Below are 20936 nucleotides of genomic sequence, written 5' to 3'. Positions count from 1 at the left end.
TCAATGAAAATGAACGATGAAAAACTGTACATATAACTAACTATCATTTAGCGCTCAAAGAAATTAACAACGACTCATTTCACTTCCCCAAACTCAAATAAGCTAGACGCCACTATTACAGTAAGCAGCGCCCAGCTTATTTCGACTTGATCGGGTTACACAATCGTTAGCTTGCCCTATTCAATACGTTAGCTATTGATCTCCACTTGTTCTACAAAATATTGAGAAGCATCATTCAAGCAGATCGAATTATGATACACCCCTATCATATTGCCTTGAAGATTCCAACGTCCGATTTGAGTATCCCAGGAGGCTGTGAGAAACTCCTTACTATCATGAGACCAAGCTACATAGGCGATACCGCTATGATGATGTCTGATGACGTGTAGCGGCGCTCGTGTTTCAAAATCCCAAAGCGTAGCCGTATGATCATAAGAACCGGTTAAAATAAATTTGCTGTCTGGCGAGAAAGCGACTGACTTGATCGATTTGCGATGAGCATTTTCTTGGAAAATAGTCACTTGCCTTGTATCCACATTAAAAACTCGAACCGAAAGGTCGCGTGAAACGGAAACGACATATTTACCGTCTAATGTAACATCAATCGAATTGATTAAGGCATCATGCATTTTAACTTCTTCTTTTTTCTCACCAGTAGTCGCATCCCAAATACGAATGTAGCCGGAGTTATAGCCTGAAAATATTTCATTGTTAACCCATACGACCGCTTTACATTTAAACCCTGTGCCATCAACTAAAGTCAACAGTTGTTTACCATTTGTAGCATTCCATATTTTCATATCGCCATCATAGCCAGCGGTGATCACTTTAGTCGAATCAGGGCTCCACGTAATGCTATTAATAATGCCATCATGCGCATCGATTTTCATCACCATTTCCAAATGGTTAACATCAAAAATACGCATTGTTCCATCATAAGAACTAGTTGCCACCCATTTTTGATCTGGAGAAATCGCCAAGCCCTGAATAATGCTATCATGCGCTAATTTTTCAACTAAAACATTACCTTTTTGTTTGTCAAATACGCGCAACACAAAATCGTCCCCTCCAGCAAATACTTTTGTATCGTCTGGAGAATACTTAACAATATTAACACCATGTGTTTTTCGCATGGAAGTCTTCTTTTCGTTGCCTGTGAACGGATCAAATATACGGAACGATTCGCCAAAAGAACCACAAATAAATGCATTGCTATCTTTATTCCAAGCTAATGAATTTTCCCATTTATGCGCACCTACAATTGTATTGAGTTCCTGTCCGGTAGCAATATCCCACAATTTGATCGTACGATCGTACGAACCACTTAAAATATATTTGCCATCTGGACTTAACGCTAAACGCTTAATTGCACTTTTATGCCCTACACATTCGCCAACAACTTCAGAACGGAATGGATTCCAAAGTACGATTCTGCCATCGTGTGCGCCCGTTACAATTAGATTTAAATCTACCGAAGACCACACAACGGAATTAATATGTCCTTTATGACCGGAAAGCTCACACGTTTTTTCGCCTGTAGCAGCATCCCAGATCATCACGAGCGAATCATCACCAGATGTCGCAATATACTTGCCATCCGGTGACCATGCAGCAGAATTCAGATAATTATCATGTCCACCTAGTGTGAACAGTAATGTGCCTGAATGAAAATCCCATACTTTGGCTGTATGGTCAAGAGAAGCCGTCACTAAGCGATCGTTCGCTGGTGAGAAAGAACACCACATCAAATCGTCCGTATGTCCCCATAAACGACGATATAAAAGCCCTGTCTCCAAATCTACAATCGCACATGAAAAGTCCGCCGCTGCCGATGCCAAATATCGACTGTCTGGCGAAAAGTCTAACCCTTCGATCAAATCTGTATGTATTTCCCATGTGTTCACGACTTCAAGTGATACGGCATCCCATAGCTTTACTTTTTTATCATAAGAACCTGTTGCGATCCACCGACCATCTGGCGACCAAGCTACTGCTCGAATAACAGACTGATGCTTATCACTAACCCAAAATTTGCTCGTTGTCATCGTTAAAACCTCCCATTTGAATATGCTCAAAACCGAGTGTACACATCATATTGCAAATTTCTGTCATATCCGGTCGTCTACAAATGATCTGCTCATCGTTCATGCTCACCACTTGCACTATAATTTCAGAACGACTATGCAACCGCTTGAACACTTTCAGATCATGTTCACTAAATTGATGAATCGGCACGATCCCTTCACCATATCGATCCAAATCCATATACACATCATGCTCTGTCACTTTATTAATAGACGCAAACACCCAATCATGCTGTTGTAATAAAAAAGGCTGCGGCTCCAAAGCAAGTAAAGGAACCGCTTGTTTACGTACAACTCGAAAGCCTGTGAACGTACTAGGATGCTTCCCATGACGCCGTGCGCATCTTGTCAGATCAAGATCATGTTCTGCCGTTCCGCCTCGTAATATGCGGTAACGCAAATAATCCGGTACTTGAATAGGCAGCCCTTCATAGACTGCATTGAAAGAAGACGTCATTTCTTCAACATTTCCAGCCAGATCATATAGACCGTAAGGTGATTCATGTTTGGCAGTATGCCTTACAGCGATGACTTTTCCGTCGCCTACACCACGAATATTAATAAAAGGCGGCTGTTGTTCGTTGCCCCACGGAAACTCTCGTCCGTCTGTGCCTCGAGCTGCTTTCTCCCACTCCGGTTCCGTCGGCAAACTAAATCTATACTCGCTGTTATGCTCATTTAGCCAAGCGCAGAATGCTTCTGCTAATGGCGCGGTAACTGGATAAGCCGGGAAATCCCCCGGTTCTTTCATCAGGTTTTGTCGTAATATGGCAGGCAAATGATCCACATTATATTCCGTCTCATGCAAAAAAGACGTTAACATCGCAAACGTAACCGGGATTTCCGAAATATCATATGTCGGTAAATGAAGCAAACGTTGCGGTACTTCTTTAATAAACCAATCTACAAACACCGTATAGTTATGCATCAAATAATTAAAATGATCTTCATCCCATAAAGTGCCCATCACAAATTCCCCACCAGGAATTTGCACAAAATTTAATTGTTCGATTACTTGCTCGGCAAAGCTATTCATCGTTTTACCTCCATACGATTACAACTCCTTTTCAGTTTGTAGATTGTGGCTATCGTCCAAACTGGCTTGAAGTCTCGTTCTGAATAACAGCATCACCGCAATCGCAACGCCCATCACAATAACCATAATCCCATAAATAACCGTCGTAGATACACTTGTTGATAAGATCGTAAAAAAAAGCAGCAACAATGTGCGGATTAACAATCCTAAACCACTATAAAAACTGCTTACCCGTCCAAAATAGTCAGGCGCTACATTTTTCATCATTAATGTATTTCTTGTAATTTTGGTGCCAGAGTTGCCGATACCAGCAAACAAACCACATAGCAAAAACAATGGCGTGTATCTGAAAAGAAACAATCCGAGCAAACTAAGCCAAAATAAAACCATACAAAGCAAAATAATATTCGTATCTTTCCACTTTGAAGTGAAATATGAAATCACAAATCCAGATGCGATCGCACCAGCCGAATAAACAATATTGTAATAACTATACACACTAGCGGATTGTTTTAAATTTGTAGCTACGTGTACAGGCAGCACAAAATTATCAACCATCACGAGAATAAATGGAATATAAATACTTAGCAAAAATATGAACATAACCGGTCTTTGCTGAATATAACGAAATCCTTCCGCCATATAAAAAAAACGGCTTTTTTTCGTTCCTGTTTGATCGGTATGAGCAGCTTGAAACGAATACGGAATCATCGAAATCAACATCAATGCCAGTAAATAACAACCGGCATTGATGAACAATAAATAAGCAATCGGCAGTTTCTCAATCAGCACACTTGCCACTGCGCCTGCAATAATCGTATCCGTTTGGTTCACAATTTCAAAAATCGAATTAATCGAGCGAAATTGCGTCTCACTAAATATTTCTTGGATAAATGCTTGAAAAGCGGTTAAATGTAATGCGAAATACAATTGTCCGATAAAGCTCGTTGTAATCAATGTCCATAATGGCACCCCATCTCGAAACAAATTGATCGTTGCCATCGTTAATAAAACTCCTCCACATAAGCTATGCGTAATTAACAGCACTTTTTTACGTGAAAAACGATCAATAATTCCACCTAAATAAGGCGATAGTAAAAACATCACCGCCGTAATCCCAATCATCGCAAATCCTAACGCAGCTTGTCCCGTTGTTCGTATAATAAACCACGGAATGGCAATCGATGAAATTCCGGTACCAATCGAAGACGTTAAAGTGGCTAACAGTAACAGACAGAAACGGATATCTTTAAAATTGTTTAACACACGCAAACTCACTTTCTCTATAATTAAGTGGTTTATGCAAATAAATTAGTTCAAATAATATTCTCTAATTTTCAATGTTTGACTACCTTCAAGTTTATAAACGTTTACGTAATTGCCTCGTCCGCCTACAAACAGCACATCACTACCATCTTCTGTTCGGTAAGTGGAAATCGCTTTAGGATAATCTAGAAAATGCTCCAATAGATCGACCATTTCTCCTGTTTCAAAATGGTATACGCCCATCTGTTCTCCATACCCTAACACATACACATAATCATCAACGATCACTGCATTTTCCTTCGTATTATAAATCAGTTCAAGCCACTGCTTTTTGATTTCGTAAGCATCCAGATCGAGTTGCAGCAGACCAAAAGCACCGACAATATAATGGAAACCATCTTTTTCTCCCAGCCATCTTTTCGGGTATTCCATATCGTCGGTCAATTCCATCGTTGCTAGCAACTGTTGTTTTTGCGCATCATAAATATGCATCACACCATTTTTGAAACCTACAATGCGGCGACCATCTGACGTATAACCGGTGGAAAATACCGGATTACTGTTAAAATTAAATTGAGCCTGTTCATTACCATTTTCCACATCCAGCTCATACACATAACCTTTATCTGTGCAAAGCAACAACTTTGAATACTCCTGATTAAGATTCACTTCACGCGGCATACCTAGTACGTCTCTATTCCATATGAGCGTACCGTCAGGTCTAGCTCTAAACACTTTTTTGCCTGTTCTCGATATAGCAATATACGAATCATCAGGTAATGGGCGAATCGCATTAATCAATCCGAAGCCATGATAAATGGCTGGTGCGCTCTGCATCGAAATGACACCATGTTTATCCGACTTTACAGAGAATATTTGCACTCCGTCGTCTTTTCCACAATAAAAAGTATCCTTTTTAATTGGATGTGGCTTCATATCCCAAATGCATTTCGTAACGAATGCGTTTTTCGTTTGAATTTCACCTTTGGCATTAATTTGTACGATTTCTCCTGACTGCAACAAACAGTAAATCTGTTCTTCACTCAAGTACACAATATTTTTAATTTGATGAGCAAAAGGGCCGTACACATGCTTCAGAGAAGGTTCTGCATACGTATTATCAAAAACATACAGATAACAATCAAACCCGCCCGCATATAGCGTTTTGTAATCATGATCAAATGCCAGGTCTTCAACATCATCAAAAGTAAAAGAGTGATTTTTGACGTTTTCTCCTTGTTTGTCGAAAGTTACGATCCCACATTGTATATTTGCATTTTCGCCCAATCCGTAATCCTGTGTCGCTACAAAACGATCATGTCGTTGATCGTGTTTGATCACGTGGATATTTCCTCCATCCGCTTTAATCTGAACAGGAAATGAGTTCTTTTCAATATCTCCTAAAAATACTGTACCTTCTGTCGTACCGATTGCATGTAAATCAGGCAACTCCACATTTACACAATCAATAAATGCCCCTTCAGTCAGCGTTTTTCTAAATTCCACTACACGAAATGTTTCGATATCTACTACCAAATTTTGACCGTAACCATTACTACAATAAATATGACCGTTATAAATATTGATCCCGCGTGCATTAGAAGGAGACGGTTCTTCATCTTCCATAAGATCATCTTCATCCCTAAGGTAAAATTCGTCCAATACATCCAATGGATGCAATGTCTTCAAGTCCCATTTTGCTAAGCCACCATATTTATTTTTAGTAATTACGTATTTGTCATTTGTGGTCATGCAAATAATTTTCGCTGAGTAGCCAGTAGCAGGAGAAGACATGATTAGATTCAAATCTAAATCATATTTATGTACTTGCCCATTCGTATCGCCTGCTAAGATAACGTTTTCATATTGATTATAAGACATGCGGTTAATACGACTTACCATACGCTAATGTCCTCCATTCGCTGTTAGAGCATAACGTTCTGAATGTTAAACCAATCAGAACGTTATACCCGATCTTAGAAATCTAATTAAGTACACTAAGCTAATGACTGATTACTTTTTCGACAGAACGATACGACGCACTTTTTTCTTCATTTTCTCCACCTCCAGTTCATGATTACAAAAAAAAGGAATAAATGTTCCGAAGATCAATTTTTCCTTATTTTTGTATTTAAATCTTAAATCGTAAATTCAAAATTTAAAATGGGACTTAAGTTTTATATTTCTTATTTTAGATATCAGAGCGACTATTCATACGGTTTTAGGGATATTTGTCTACAAAAAACAGTTCAAACACATATGATACTAGGTACAAAGAACCAAGTAAAATCGGAATCGCATCTCGTTCCGATCTTACTTGGTTCATGAAATGAAAACAGCAATAATCTTTTATTTTTGTTGCTTATTAAAATTCAATTGCGGCACAGGTACCTTCGACCAATCCATATCCGAGGCAAAATAAAAGCTTGGGTAGCTCGGTTGATTATACGTCGTATTTTGACGTGCAATGCCGGTGCGGTATTGTGTATCATGCATTAATGTATACAACTTGTGCTGGGTCACTTCCGAGCTGAGATAGATACGGATCGCTGAACTGTCGGCGGTGCGCAGCAGCAATTCCTCTCTCCAATCCCCGAAAATGTCAGCGACGAGCGATGGATTGCCTTTTGTTCCGTTATTGCTTAACGTACCGTTGGCAACGAGCACAACGCCTTTTTGCCAGTCTTTGATCGCTGGTGTCGATTCTAGCGAGCCGTCGATAATTTGCGTCGTCAAACTTGGGCTCCATTTAATATTCATATTGGTGCCTGGATAGCTTTTACCGATCAGTGTGCCAGTCGCGGTGCGCAGATCGGTTGCCCATGTCTCGATACCAGGACGAGTTGGATCGATATCACCGATCATGCCGCGCCCGGTATCTTTACCGGTATATGCGCCATAGATCACTTTGCCAGTTGCGGCATCGCGTAGTGCATATCCATATGGCGCATAGGGCCCACCTTCATGCACCATATAAATTTCCTGTCCTGGGCGATTCGGATCGATGTCGGCAACATGCAGTGCATCACCATGTCCGAGCTTGGCGATTTGCCCTGGAATAGCGCTTCCAGCAGGCATGATATCGCTAGAGCTATACAGCAATGTACCGTCATGATCGACCGTACCGGAGCCGTACACAATCTCATCTTTGCCATCTCCATCCACATCGGCGGCGGTCAGTGAATGCGCTCCTTGTCCGGCGAGTGCGCCCAGATTCGGATCGGTGCCATCACGCCCGTGCGGGCCATCGTTAAACGGATTGCTCATAATCGTCCAGCCGGTATCTGCCGTCCAATCTTTGCTTAGCTTTTTGCCGTCCCAGCTGTACGATACGAGCGCTGCGCGCGTATAATAACCGCGTGCAAATACGGCTGACGGTGTTGTCCCATTTACATAAGCGACAGTCGCTAGGAAACGGTCGACCCGATTGCCCGGCTCGATCCGGCTCATCGCATAATCGCCCCACATTAAGCCATCATCATAACGCTGCGGCTCATAATTTACCGTCTGCTGCTCTTTACCGCTGCGTCCGTCAAATACGGTTAAATACTCAGGCCCGCTCACGATAAAACCTTCAAAATCGCGCAGTTTGTTGCGTGTGCTGCGCGCGGGTGCATACACATCGATAAAATAATCGGCTAGCGCTTTTGCGTCGGTCAATGATAACGGATAACTATATTTCGGGGCAATGCCAAACGCTTGCTCCAGCGTCGCAGGCCAATGACCATTTTTCACTTCAGGATGCTGATCCCAGCCTTGGAACATCTGTACAAGATGGTCGTAATAATCCGCACTGCTCATACGGTAATCGTCGGTATTGGCGTACCCTGCTTGCCGATCCGCCTTTGGCAACGAAATGTATTGCTCGGATACGACATTGCCGCGTGCGCCGTAACGCGTAATTTTGGTGCCTGGTGCTGTTTTCATCATCAGCTCGGCTTTGCCATCCCCATCAAAATCGTATACGAGAAACTGGGTATAATGCGCTCCGGAGCGAATATTTACGCCTAGATCGATCCGGTACAGCAATGATCCGTCCAAGCGATAAGCATCGATATACGTATTGCCGGTATACCCTTTTTGCGAAACGTCTTTGGCGTTGGATGGGTACCATTTAACAAAATATTCATATTCGCCATCCCCATCTACATCACCGACACTCATATCGTTAGCGGAATAGGTGTAGCTTTCTCCCGCAGGGGTTACGCCATCAGCCGGCTTTTGCAGCGGCAGATCATAATAGGTGTCATTCCAGACGGACACCGGCGCGGTCAGCTTGCTTTTATCCGGCTTCAGCAAAGTATTGAGCGGTATGCCGTATTGCCGGGCAGCTTCAGCAGCCGAATCGTTACTACCGTTGTCGGTTCCGTATGTAGCAGTGGCTACGGTAGGCATCGGTTCCGTAACAGATGCATACACCGATTCGGTTGCCTGATCGTTCATTGTCGGATCATTCAGCTTCCGAGCGTTTGCCAGTGGGGAAGCGATGATTGGCAACAGGCGATAACGATCGCTTAGCTTACCTGAACGATCCAAATAGTTCGTACTGTCACGCACAACCGTCACAAATGTGCCATTACGATAAACGGCAAAATCGGTTCCCGTCAGCCCTGTATCCGAATAACCGGTCACTTCATCACCGAGCAGACGCCAGCTTAAAAAATTGCCGTCACCCGTATGTGCCGCCACCAGTCCACGATCCAGCCGCTCCAACTGTACGGCTTGCTTACTCGTAGCGGACGAAACATGCTCCGTCATAATCGCTCCTTCCGCCGCAGTCGCAAGCTCCGTAATCGGCAGTACGAGTACGATGCCTAATGCCGCAGCGACAATCCGAGTCGTCAAACGATGCTGTTTATTGCTCACCCTATTCACGCTCCCTGTTCATTTTGGTAACGCTTACAAAAATGGATAGATTCGACGCATTTCTAGCATCCCCCTCTACACCCGTTCCATATTACGTGGCGGCTGTAGCTCAGATGCATCGATCCGATATTTTTATTATAAAATTGTTCTGCGATTCACGTGTGCAAATATCCGGTTGAACTGTTCAAATAACCGATTGAATCGCATCATGATCGATCATCATTGCTTCCAGTTCGTTTTCACCCTCTAATATGTAATATTATGTAACATCAAATTATATATTTTGCATAATATCAGAACTTTTAATTATATTTATTTACAAATGTTCGTAAAAAATCTCTTAAATTCATCTAAATAAAGCTACTATTACGTTAATCATTCGGATTTTGATACTTTTACTCACATATAATAATGATCTATCATTAAAGGAGCGTTGTTCATGGAAAACAAAATTAGTGGCGGCAAAATATTTTCACTCGGATTACAGCATGTGTTGGCGATGTATGCTGGTGCGATTCTCGTACCGCTGCTCGTCGGGCGCGCATTAAATTTGACCAGTGAACAGCTTGCCTATTTGGTTGGCATCGATCTGCTCACCTGTGGCATTGCCACATTGCTACAAGCGTGGAAAACGAAATATCTCGGTATCGGCTTGCCGGTGATGCTAGGCAGCTCGTTTGTCGCCATTACACCGATGATCGGCATTGGCAATCAGTATGGACTTGGTGCGGTATATGGTGCGATTATTGCGGCAGGTTTGTTTATCGTCATCTGCGCTAGCTGGCTCGGCAAAATCATTCGTCTGTTTCCGCCAGTAGTGACCGGCACAGTCGTAACGGTCATCGGACTGTCGCTCGTGCCGACCGGGATTAAAAATATGGCAGGCGGCGTCGGGCGCGCTGACTTTGGCAGCTTGCAAAACTTTTTGTTGTCATTTGGTGTGTTGGCGTTCATTTTGCTCATTAATCGATTTTTTAAAGGTTTTATGCGCTCCCTATCCGTGCTGCTTGGCATTATCGCCGGTACGCTAGTCGCGGCACTGCTGGGCAAAGTGAATATAGCACCGGTTGCCACAGCGTCCTGGTTTCATTTGCCACAGCTATTCGCGTTTGGAATGCCGGAATTTCGGATTGCACCGATCATTACGATGATAATCGTCTGTATGGTCATTGTAGTCGAGTCAACTGGCGTTTTTCTGGCGCTGGGGCGTATTTGCGACCAGAAGCTGACCCCGCAAGATATGACGCGCGGCTATCGTACAGAAGGGTTGGCGATTGTGTTAGGCGGTCTGTTTAACGCCTTTCCGTACAATACATTTGCGCAAAATGTCGGTCTGGTCGAGCTATCCCGTGTTAAAACCCGCAATGTCATCTTTATGGCATCCGGCATTTTGATCGTGCTTGGCTTCGTACCCAAAATCGCGGCACTGGCTACTATTATCCCGCCCGCCGTACTCGGTGGAGCGACCGTCATCCTGTTTGGCATGGTGATCGCTTCCGGCATTCGGATGCTGACCGAAGTTGATTTTAAAGATCAGCGTAATCTGCTCGTCGTCGCCTGCTCGATTTCGCTCGGTATCGGCGCTACAGTTGTACCGGAGCTGTTCGCTGGCTTGCCATCCGCACTGCGTATTATCGTAAGCGATGGCACAATTACAGGTAGCTTGACTGCGATTGTGTTGAATTTGTTTTTTCATTTATCGTTTCGCAAATCCAAGCCGACGGTGAACGAGAGCACACTGCATGCAGCAGATACGGCGCTGGTGAAAGAGCAAGTGTCATAGGCTTTAGCGTGAACTTGCGCTGTAGTCTTCATTCTAATAAGGAATGATAAACGATATCTGAAACAACATTTTCCAGAAGCTGCCGGGCATATGTCGGCAGCTTCTTTGCGCATGTATTTTATTAATAATAAATCAAATATGCGGACGTATCACCGTTAGTATTACCTTTAATCGCGCCTATATTTTTTCGTTTTGCATACGGAAGATTAGGGCGTTATTTTACACGATTGCTGTTATTGAAATATTTGATAGGAATCGCTATGGACGCATCATTTATACATGTAGACGATGCGCCAATGGTCGATTCAGCGCGGTATGTACAGTAATTGTGCATATTTATGCGTACTATAGATTATTTTTATACACACATCCGATTGTGCTCCAACGCGTTTAAACCCACTTTACAACTTGGAATACTTAATCATAGAATAAGTCCAATCGTTTACCACTCATTATTTTAACGTTCATTTAATTAACGCTAAATTGTATGTATAGCGATATAGGGGGGCAACACGATGAGCTTATCTGATTTGGAGTTGATGGCGGAAGCCGATTGGTATTTTCGCAAAATGGTACGCAAGTTTGTCAAAGAACGTGATCGGATTACGATCGAAGGCATTACGCTACCAGGCATGTTTATTCTCCATAAAATTATCGAGCATGGCGAGCAGCGGCTAAGCGATCTTGCCGAGACATTGGATTTCACTTCCGGCGCGATGACCGCAGTTAGCGATAAGTTAGAACATCGCGGACTAGCGATACGGCAACGATTGCCTGCGGATCGCCGTACCGTATTGCTGACGGTTACGGACGAAGGTCGCGCCTTTTATGAACGGCATCGCAATATCGGTGCCGCGTGTATGACGCTTCTCTTTGGCGATTTGCGCCGGGAGGAGCTGGAACAGCAAAGTGCGCTGTATCGTAAGATGACCGAACGTTTGGATGGATTTTCACAGGCTATTTTGGAATTGGCAGCAGTTAATGGACAGGCAGCTGATATGGCGACAACGGATACTCGATCGAGCACACCGATAGCAAACAATGTAGTGACCGCTCAAACGGATCGCAAGCAAACTACACAAACGAAACCGCGCTTTCTCAGTTATTAAAGACCGCTAGAAATTTGCAAATTGGTTGATCGGTCGGTGTCGTTGCATTCGCCTAGTTGCATTAGCGTATAGATGAAGTAAATACAAGATTGGCAGATTATTCACGTTAGAGGAGCGATTGAATTATGGGACATCCGAGCATTTATCCGACAGGCACGACATTGTATAACCCAAGCAAAGCGGCTAGCGGATATACGATTTATCAAGCGGCTGATACAGGGGCACTATTAATTGATATGAGTGGGCGCGAAGTCCGGCTATGGCAAGGGCTACGCGGTTTTCCGAACAAAATATTGCCAGGTGGCTATGTGCTAGGCAGCACGGCAGAGCGTGATCCACGGTATTCATTTCAAGATGAAGCCGATCTGGTGCAAGTCGACTGGGAAGGCAATATCGTCTGGCGTTTTAACAGTTACGAGTATATTGAAGACCCGGACAATACGCCTCAGTGGATGGCGCGTGCCCATCATGATTATCAGCGTGAAGGCAGTCCAGTCGGCTATTATGCACCAGGTCAGGAGCCGAAAACGCAAGGCGGCAATACACTCATTCTTGTCCATAAAAATGTACACAACCCGGACATTTCGGACAAAGAACTGCTTGACGATGCTATTATCGAAGTCGATGCCGACGGCAATATCGTCTGGGAATGGGTGTGCAGTGAACATTTTGAGGAATTGGGCTTTGATCCGGCAGCGCGTGAAACATTGTATCGTGATCCAAATACACGTTATTTTGGCGAGGCTTCCGGTGCCGGGGATTGGATGCATATCAATTCCATGTCATTGGTCGGGCCGAACAAATTTTATGATGCCGGTGATGAGCGTTTCCATCCCGATAACATTATTTGGGATGCGCGGGAAACGAATATTATCGCCATTATCGACAAACGTACTGGCAACATTGTCTGGCAGCTCGGCCCGGATTATTCCGCACCGGAATTACAGCAACTCGGCTGGATTATCGGGCAACATCACGCGCATATTATTCCGAAAGGATTACCGGGTGAAGGTCATTTGCTCGTCTTTGATAATGGCGGCTGGGGCGGTTATGGGGCGCCGAATCCTTCTTCACCAGATGGGGTCAAACATGCGTTACGTGATTATTCACGTGTACTGGAAATCAATCCGGTTACACTGGAAATCGTATGGCAGTTTACACCAACCGAGGCAGGCTTTACTGCTCCACTAGATTCTTATCAATTTTATAGCCCGTATATTAGCTCGGCACAACGGCTGGAAAATGGAAATACACTCATTACCGAAGGTGCGGACGGACGAATTTTGGAAGTGACTGCCGAGCATGAGCTAGTGTGGGAATACATTTCCCCTTACAAAAACAAACGGAACTCCAATATGGTTTATCGTGCATATCGTGTACCATATCACTGGATTCCACAATTACAGCCGCCTGCAGAACAGCCGATTGAACGGCTCGATGTCGCTACATTCCGCGTACCGGGTGCCGCTCCTGCCGGGCGACAGGACGAAGTTGTCGTTGCTGTGGCAGGCACACAAGCTTATGGAGATGGCGCATTTTGCGTAGCCGACATTAACGAGCGACCACGCTTAGAGGAGACAAGCGCATGAGCCGATTCGTATTTTTGATCGATAACTACCGACGTCGCTGGAACAGCTTGAACAGCTGGTCTGTGACGCTGACGTTGCTGCTGCTCCTGCCGGTACTGGCTGGCTGTGCCAATAGCGGTTCACAGCAAGTGAGCGCAGACGGTAGGTTAAAGCTGAATATTGCAGATACGCTATCCAATCCGGTATTCCGGATCGCCAAAACAGAAGGATTCTTCGACAAACAAGGTATTGATGCTAACATTATTACATTTGCCACACCAGCCGAAGGTATTAATTCGCTCTTTATTAAACAGTCGGATATCGCGTTTGGTGCCGATTATCCGGTGCTCAACGCCGTCAGCAAAGGCGCGTATTCGATCATCGCCTCTACCGGTACAGGTACAGACGCTAATGCCGCGCAATGGAAACTGTTCGTGCGCTCCGATATTACCGAACCGTCCCAGCTCAAAGGCAAAAAGGTAAGTTTTCTGCGCGGAACATTTCTGCCCTATTTATGGGAATTGTATTTAACTGAACATGGGCTGACGGCTAACGATGTGCAGCAGATCGGTCAAGGTGGTTTTGACGAAGCTTATGTGGCGCTGCAAAAAGGCGAAATTGATGCCGCCTGGGTAACCAATGCCGCAATGTTAGCCAAATTTGAACAGCTGCCGGACGTACATGAACTAAGCGATATGTCCAAAACGAGTTTGCGACTTGCTTCCGGCTTGATTGCACCGAATGAATTGATCCAAGCTCATCCTGAAGCGGTAAAAGGTTTTCTCATTGCCGTGCAAGAAGCGCAGCAATTTATCGACCACAATCCGGACAAAACAGCGGACATTTTGTATTCCGAAGTGAAACAACCACGTGCAGCGACACTGCAAGATTTAAAAACGAATGCCTGGGAGCTAGGCTTTACCCCGGCAGCTTACCAAAGTCTAACCCGGCAAAAAGCATATATGGTGCGCACAGGCATCATTAAATATGACTTTAAACTCGATGACAAACTGAATTTAAAACCGCTGCAACAAGCATTTCCAGATCGCGTAACGTACACAAGCAACGGAAGCAAGCTAAACGTGTAGATGGACTTCAACCGACTGCCCGAGGCGATTCTCGGGTAGCGGTTTTGAACGCAGACGGTCTAGTACACATCTACAACCGGATAATGCTGAACATAACGCTTCGCTTTATTTTACAAACAAAGGAGAATCAGCAACTATGACGACTCCCGCCTTTCAACAAGCACAGCCCAACACTTATCCGACCTCTACAGCTACAGTGGCGCCAAAAGCGGTCGCTTGCGGTAGCACTATCACGATTCGGCAGTTGAACAAAAGCTATCTGCCGCGCACAGGCGATGTGCATTATGTACTTAAAGATATCGATTTGACGGTGCGCAGTGGCGAATTTTTCATTTTGCTTGGTCCAAGCGGTTGCGGCAAATCGACATTGCTGAATATGATCGCCGGCTTTATAAGCAAATCATCCGGCACTTTGCAAACGAACGGCGTTGATATTCACAAGCCAGGCAGCGATCGTGCGGTCGTGTTTCAGCAGGCAGATGCCGCGCTATTCCCTTGGCTAAGCGTACGCCAAAATGTCGAGTTTGGTTTGAAAATGAAAAAAGTACCCCGCGCACGTCGCCGTGCATATTCCGACCATTATTTACACATGGTCGGACTGGCGCAACATGCGGACAAGTATCCGGGCGAGCTATCCGGTGGTATGAAGCAACGGGTACAACTTGCACGCGTGCTGACTAATGATGCGGATATTTTACTGATGGATGAGCCGTTTGGCGCACTTGATGCGATGACTCGACGCACGATGCAGCGTGAACTGGTGAATATCTGGCGGCAAACCGGCAAAACGATTGTGTTTGTAACCCATGACATTCAAGAAGCGGTACTGCTGGGGCAACGGATCGGTATTATGTCAGAAGGCCCGTCCGCCCGCATTGCGGAATTGCACGATATTCCGCTGCCCTATCCACGCGATTTGTCGTTACCGGAATTTTATGCACATTTGCAACATATTCAGGCTCATTTTGATGAGTAATAGGCAGGTGTTATGATGATCCATCGTTTATTATCGATCTTGTCCAATCAATGGGTTCGCATGCCGTTGTTGCTAATCTTGGTGCTGCTCGTCTGGCAGGTGGCGGCATGGCAATATGGCCCGGACATTGTGCCCGGCCCGATCGAAACGTGGCAAGGTGCCGTAGAATTGGCGGCAGACGGTTCACTGGCGCAATATGTCGGCATTAGCTTTTACCGCGTCCTTAGCGGTTGGCTGCTCGGCAGTCTGATTGCGGTTCCGCTCGGCTTAATCATTGGCAAAGTGCGGATCATTCGGCTGTTCGCTGAACCTGTGCTGCATTTTATCCGTTTTATTCCGCCGATTGCCTTTATTACATTGTTTCTCGTCTGGTTCGGGATTGGCGAACAGTCCAAAATCGCCTTGATCACCTATGCGACCGTGTTCATTGTCGTGATGAATACACTGACCGGTGTGCTGGCGGTGCAAGAAGATAAAATCCGTGCCGCTCGCAGTATGGGCGCATCGGAATGGCAAATTTTGCTGCATGTGCTAATTCCGACAGCAGTGCCTTATATATTTAGCGGCATTCGTCTAGCGATGGGCACATCGTATATGGCGATTATCGGAGCGGAAATGATCGCCGCCAACGAAGGCATCGGCTTTCTCATCTGGAATGCACGGCTGTACTTCCGTACAGACTGGATTTTTGTCGGCTTGATTTGCCTCGGTATGATGGGCTTTACGACCGATCGGATCGTGCAATGGTTGGGCAGATTATGCCTGTCCCGCTATGGTCTGGTCGATGCCAATCCAATACGTCGAGTGTAAGTCATATAACATATGATCATACAAAATAGCCCAACGCAGTTATACACATTCATACACATGCATAAAAGGAATTATATTGGCAGTATGCATACACATTCCGATCATCATTACATGCATACTGATACGTTCTACAAACCAAACAAGCTGCCGGAGTTGATCCAGCAGCTTGTTCAAATGATCGATTACTATAGTATTCCTATGACGATTACAACGGCAACTCCACACCATCACGCACAAATAACGGAATGCTATCGATCGGCGCATCACATGCGAGCCATTGCCCGCCTGCATGCGTCTCACCCGTAGTGACTGCCTTCCATGTCGCACCGGCAGGCAAATATACTTTCCGCTGTCGTTGCCCTTCATATAGCACAGGTGCCACGAGCAGATCAGGCCCAAACATAAACTGATCTTCGATATTCCATGTTTCGCGATCTTGTGAGAAATCGTAAAACAACGGACGCATCGGTGGTGTGCCTTTTTCATGAGCAGCACGCATACATTCCGTAATGTACGGACGCAACCGTTCCCGCAGCAACATATACTTTTTGAAAATATCGTACGCTTCATCACCAAAGCTCCACACTTCATTGTCCGCCCCACTGCCAAACAATCCACCGCCACTTGTACCAAGTGGTTCGGAATGCGGCTCCCGATCACCATGCAGACGGAATACCGGGCAAAAAGCGCCATATTGGAACCAGCGAATCGCGCACTCCTGAAACGCCGGATCGGTCGGATCACCACCGTGGAAGCCACCGATATCGGTCGTCCACCACGGAATGCCCGCCAATCCCATATTCAGTCCTGCTTTAAACTGATTGCGCAGCGAAGCAAAGCTGGAATCGATATCACCTGACCAGACAAGCGCCCCATAACGCTGACTGCCTGCCCAAGCACAACGCAGCAAATTGACGACATTTTCCTGACCTTCCGCCGTCATGCCTTCATAAAATGTCTGCGCATAATATACTGGATAAATATTACCAATCTGCACATTCGGCCCCAGATGATAACGGTAATTTTCAAAATCATATACCGTATATTCCGGCTCTGCTTCATCCAGCCAAAACACTTTAATACCGTAATCATAATAATTAGCTTTCGCTTTGCTCCACACAAATTCACGCGCTTTAGGATGAGTCGCATCGTAAAAAACCGAATCCGCCACAAAATCCATCGATGTGCGAATACCGCGCTCCGTCCGGATCAAATAGCCTTTGCGCAACATTTCATTGTAGTTTTCACTCGTTTTATCGACAGTTGGCCAAATCGACACCATCAGCTCGATGCCCATTTCCTGTAATTCCTGTACCATCGCTTTTGGATCAGGCCAATATTCCGGATCAAACCGCCAATCCCCTTGTTTCGGCCAATGGAAAAAGTCGATTACGATGACGGAAATCGGCAGCTCTCTGCGCTTATATTCCCGTGCTACCGACAGCAGTTCTTCCTGTGTCTGATACCTCAGCTTACATTGCCAAAAGCCCATCCCATAATCCGGCATCATCGGCACCGTACCGGTTGCAGCACCATACGCTTCCACAATATTCGCTGGTGTATCACCTGCCGTAACCCAGTAATCGAGCACTTTAGTGGAATAAGCAAGCCATTCGGTCACGTTTTTGCCGAATGTAACTTGACCGATCGCCGGATTGTTCCACAAAAAGCCATATCCAAGACTGGACACAGCAAACGGCACACTTGCCTGTGAATTACGATGCGCCAGCTCCAATGTACAATTTTTCAGATCAAGATACGGATGTTGATATTGCCCCATGCCAAACAATTTCTCCTGCGGCTCAGACTCAAACCGTGCCGTCAGTTGATAATCACCGCCAATATGCGGTTTCATTTCCCTTGCTTCAATATTTAACGCACTGTTAAATTCGCCTGGCACTGTGCGATTGCGCACATATTCCTGTAACAGCACTTCGCCATGCTGATTATAAAATGTAATTTTACCGGCAGCAGACACATCGGCACGAATATTGCCATTACGAATCGAAGCGATCTGTTCATCGATCGTAATATGTGCCGTATGTGTAGTCGACGGTAACAATGCCCAGTCCTCTGTTGGCATCTGCGCCATATGTGTCGATCTCACCCGCAAGCTATTGTCACCCCACGGTTCAATCCATAATTGCTCCGAATCATATTGACGAACAAGCCGATGACCGACTACCGAAAACACATCTTCCATTTCTATCCCTCCTCAGCTATTTCATGAGTGTACATTTGCGTGCGCATCCATATGTCGTACATGGGCAACAGAATCGATCGTGACATTCAAATACCATTGACAGGTTGAATTGCTGCTGATGAAGCTGACTCGGTTGCATTGAATCGTCGTATCCAATCGATCGAGATCGCCTGTGCATGGCTCTAATGCCGTCACATTGCGATCTCCAATCACACCGCTCCATCCCCATACATACGAGACATGCTCAATCGGAACCGATAATCCAATCGTATACCCGTTCACCGCATTGTGCAACGCGCACCAGCCTTCATCGACCTTGCCAAAATCATTGAACTGTCATTATCCTTTCACCGCTCCGTTGGTCAGACCGCTGACGATAAAGCGCTGAATAAAAATAAAGATCAATACAACCGGTAAAATGCTAACCGTACCAAATGCCATAATATTGTTCCACGATGTGCTCTGGAAGCCGAGGAAATTGTAAATGCCAGCTGTAATCGGACGCATCGATTCCGAACCGATAAACGTCATACCGAAGATTAGATCACCCCATGCAAACAGGAATGAGAATACCATCGCCACTACAACACCTGGAATCGCAATCGGAATCATAATACGCAAAAAGGTCATGAGCACACTACAACCGTCTATTTTCGCTGATTCTTCCAGCTCCTTCGGCAATGTCGCAAAATACGTGCGCAAGATGACGACCGAAAACGGAATGCCAGCAGTTGCATTCGCCAAAATCGCGCCCCAATACGTATTGCCGATCAAGCCCAAATGTTTGAATTGAATAAACAGCGGTGTCAAAATTAACGACGACGGCAACATTTGCGTAACGAGAAATAGCAAAACAATAATATTCACACCTGGAAATTTAAAACGTGCCACCCCATATGCAGCCGGAATCGCCAGTAATGTCGAAATGATCAGCGTCCCAAATGCGATAATCGCACTATTGCGGAAGCCTAGTAAAATATTGTACGATGACCCGTCCAACTGATCGCTATACGCTTGAAACGTCCATTGCTGTGGCAGCAATGTAATATGATGCGCAAAAATTTCATTTTCCGTTTTAAAAGAGGTAATAACAAGCCAATAGAGCGGAAACAGAAACAGCGCCACAATAATAATCCCGATAATATTAAGCATCCATTGCGGCTTTTGCTTGGCAGATGCTTGCATTGTATGTGTGTTTTGTGTTCGTTTGGCAGATGATTGGATAATGCCCATCTAGTTTGCCTCCTCTTTGTGCACGACTCGGAAATACCAGAAACCAACGATTAACAGCACGATAAACATAATGTTGGCGACGGCAGCGCCCTGGCTAAACTGGAACTGATTAAATGACATTTTATAAGCAAATGTCGACATCATTTCCGTTGCATTAACCGGGCCACCATTTGTCATAATGACGACGAGTTCGAACACTTTAAACGTATAAATAAATCCAAGTACAAGCAGCGACAGGATCGCCGGGCGCAGCAATGGCAATGTCAGTCGGAAAAAGCGCTGAATCGCATTCGCCCCATCAATAGCAGCACTCTCATAAATGTCTTTCGGAATCGTCGTCAATCCGGTCGTCAGCAAAATCATATTAAAGGGAATCCCAATCCACGTATTGGCGATCACAAGCGACAACATCGCCATATTCGACTGTACGAGCCAGCCAATCGGAGCATCGATCAGATGCAAACTCATCAGCGCATTGTTAATGATACCGCCATCAAGTGCAAACATATACTTGAACACCATCGCTGTAATCGTTGCTGGAATGAGCCAACTGATCATAACGAGTCCACGTAACCGACTAGCAAGCGCGAATTTCTGATTAAAAAACAGCGCTAACGAAATGCCAATCACGAACTGCAAAATGATACACAACACGGTATATACGACTGTATTGAACAATGCCCGGATAATCGTACCATCCTGAAACAGCTCAATATAATTTTGAAAACCGACAAATTGATGATCTGACTGAATAAAATTAGACATATCTACATTCAGAAATCCGAGCCGAATATTGTCGATAATCGGATAACCGACGAGCAGTAGCATATAGATCAGCGCAGGTAACACAAACGCGTAGCCGATCGACCATGTTTTAAGTTTGTTTGCATTATTCATATGTTCACCGCCTGTAA

At 45.0% G+C, this 20936-nt stretch carries 15 protein-coding genes; 6 read left to right on the top strand and 9 right to left on the bottom strand.

Translation table 11 applies throughout. From position 1 onward, the window contains the following. Positions 1-188: 188 nt before the first annotated feature. From U1I11_RS17545 to U1I11_RS17525, 5 genes are all read right to left on the bottom strand, one after another. The gene (locus U1I11_RS17545) at positions 189-2045 is read right to left on the bottom strand and encodes a WD40 repeat domain-containing protein (protein ID WP_322907424.1); all 1857 of its coding nucleotides are present in this window, start codon (positions 2043-2045) and stop codon (positions 189-191) included. Next, entirely contained in the window at positions 2020-3120 is a 1101-nt protein-coding gene (locus tag U1I11_RS17540; RefSeq protein ID WP_322907423.1) for a formylglycine-generating enzyme family protein, read from the bottom strand. Before U1I11_RS17540 ends, U1I11_RS17545 begins: the two co-directional genes overlap by 26 nt. An 18-nt stretch (positions 3121-3138) precedes the next feature. Beyond that, a complete protein-coding gene (locus U1I11_RS17535; protein ID WP_322907422.1) occupies positions 3139-4386 on the bottom strand; it encodes an MFS transporter in 1248 nt (415 codons plus the stop codon). A 45-nt stretch (positions 4387-4431) separates the two neighbouring features. Further along, positions 4432-6288, bottom strand: a complete 1857-nt coding sequence (locus U1I11_RS17530) for a WD40 repeat domain-containing protein (RefSeq protein WP_322907421.1) — start codon at positions 6286-6288, stop codon at positions 4432-4434. A 447-nt stretch (positions 6289-6735) separates the two neighbouring features. Next, entirely contained in the window at positions 6736-9144 is a 2409-nt protein-coding gene (locus U1I11_RS17525; protein WP_322907537.1) for a rhamnogalacturonan lyase, read from the bottom strand. Positions 9145-9691: 547 nt separating this feature from the next. On the opposite strand from U1I11_RS17525, the gene U1I11_RS17520 reads away from it, so the two are divergent. From U1I11_RS17520 to U1I11_RS17495, 6 genes are all read left to right on the top strand, one after another. Next, on the top strand, positions 9692-11035 hold the full coding sequence (locus U1I11_RS17520) for a nucleobase:cation symporter-2 family protein (RefSeq protein WP_322907420.1): 1344 nt from the start codon (positions 9692-9694) through the stop codon (positions 11033-11035). Between the two features lie 515 nt (positions 11036-11550). Continuing rightward, the gene (locus U1I11_RS17515) at positions 11551-12144 is read left to right on the top strand and encodes a MarR family winged helix-turn-helix transcriptional regulator (RefSeq protein ID WP_322907419.1); all 594 of its coding nucleotides are present in this window, start codon (positions 11551-11553) and stop codon (positions 12142-12144) included. A 125-nt stretch (positions 12145-12269) separates the two neighbouring features. Beyond that, positions 12270-13733 carry an aryl-sulfate sulfotransferase gene (locus U1I11_RS17510; RefSeq protein WP_322907418.1) on the top strand — a complete coding sequence of 488 codons (1464 nt, stop codon included), beginning with the start codon at positions 12270-12272 and terminating at the stop codon, positions 13731-13733. Further along, positions 13730-14800 carry an ABC transporter substrate-binding protein gene (locus U1I11_RS17505; protein WP_322907417.1) on the top strand — a complete coding sequence of 357 codons (1071 nt, stop codon included), beginning with the start codon at positions 13730-13732 and terminating at the stop codon, positions 14798-14800. Before U1I11_RS17510 ends, U1I11_RS17505 begins: the two co-directional genes overlap by 4 nt. 136 nt (positions 14801-14936) lie before the next feature. Continuing rightward, positions 14937-15776: an ABC transporter ATP-binding protein gene (locus U1I11_RS17500; protein WP_322907416.1), complete on the top strand. Its 840-nt coding sequence runs from the start codon at positions 14937-14939 to the stop codon at positions 15774-15776. Positions 15777-15836: 60 nt separating this feature from the next. Further along, complete coding sequence (locus U1I11_RS17495) at positions 15837-16586, top strand: ABC transporter permease (protein ID WP_416235499.1); 750 nt, start codon at positions 15837-15839, stop codon at positions 16584-16586. 205 nt (positions 16587-16791) lie between these two features. Here U1I11_RS17495 and U1I11_RS17490 read toward each other — a convergent pair whose 3' ends face one another. From U1I11_RS17490 to U1I11_RS17475, 4 genes are read right to left on the bottom strand one after another with little or no spacing between them, the layout of a single operon-like run. Next, on the bottom strand, positions 16792-18789 hold the full coding sequence (locus U1I11_RS17490; protein WP_322907415.1) for a glycoside hydrolase family 31 protein: 1998 nt from the start codon (positions 18787-18789) through the stop codon (positions 16792-16794). A gap of 21 nt (positions 18790-18810) precedes the next feature. Beyond that, positions 18811-19083, bottom strand: a complete 273-nt coding sequence (locus tag U1I11_RS17485; RefSeq protein ID WP_322907414.1) for a hypothetical protein — start codon at positions 19081-19083, stop codon at positions 18811-18813. Positions 19084-19128: 45 nt separating this feature from the next. Then, on the bottom strand, positions 19129-20022 hold the full coding sequence (locus U1I11_RS17480; protein ID WP_322907413.1) for a carbohydrate ABC transporter permease: 894 nt from the start codon (positions 20020-20022) through the stop codon (positions 19129-19131). Next, the gene (locus U1I11_RS17475) at positions 20023-20919 is read right to left on the bottom strand and encodes a carbohydrate ABC transporter permease (RefSeq protein ID WP_322907412.1); all 897 of its coding nucleotides are present in this window, start codon (positions 20917-20919) and stop codon (positions 20023-20025) included. It lies immediately after the preceding gene. Between the last annotated feature and the right edge of the window lie 17 nt (positions 20920-20936).

This window comes from Paenibacillus campi, from assembly GCF_034659835.1.
GTDB classification, from domain to species: Bacteria; Bacillota; Bacilli; order Paenibacillales; family Paenibacillaceae; genus Saccharibacillus; species Saccharibacillus campi.
Note: the sequence above shows the minus strand (reverse complement) of the source record. Positions and strands in the feature narration are given on the sequence as shown.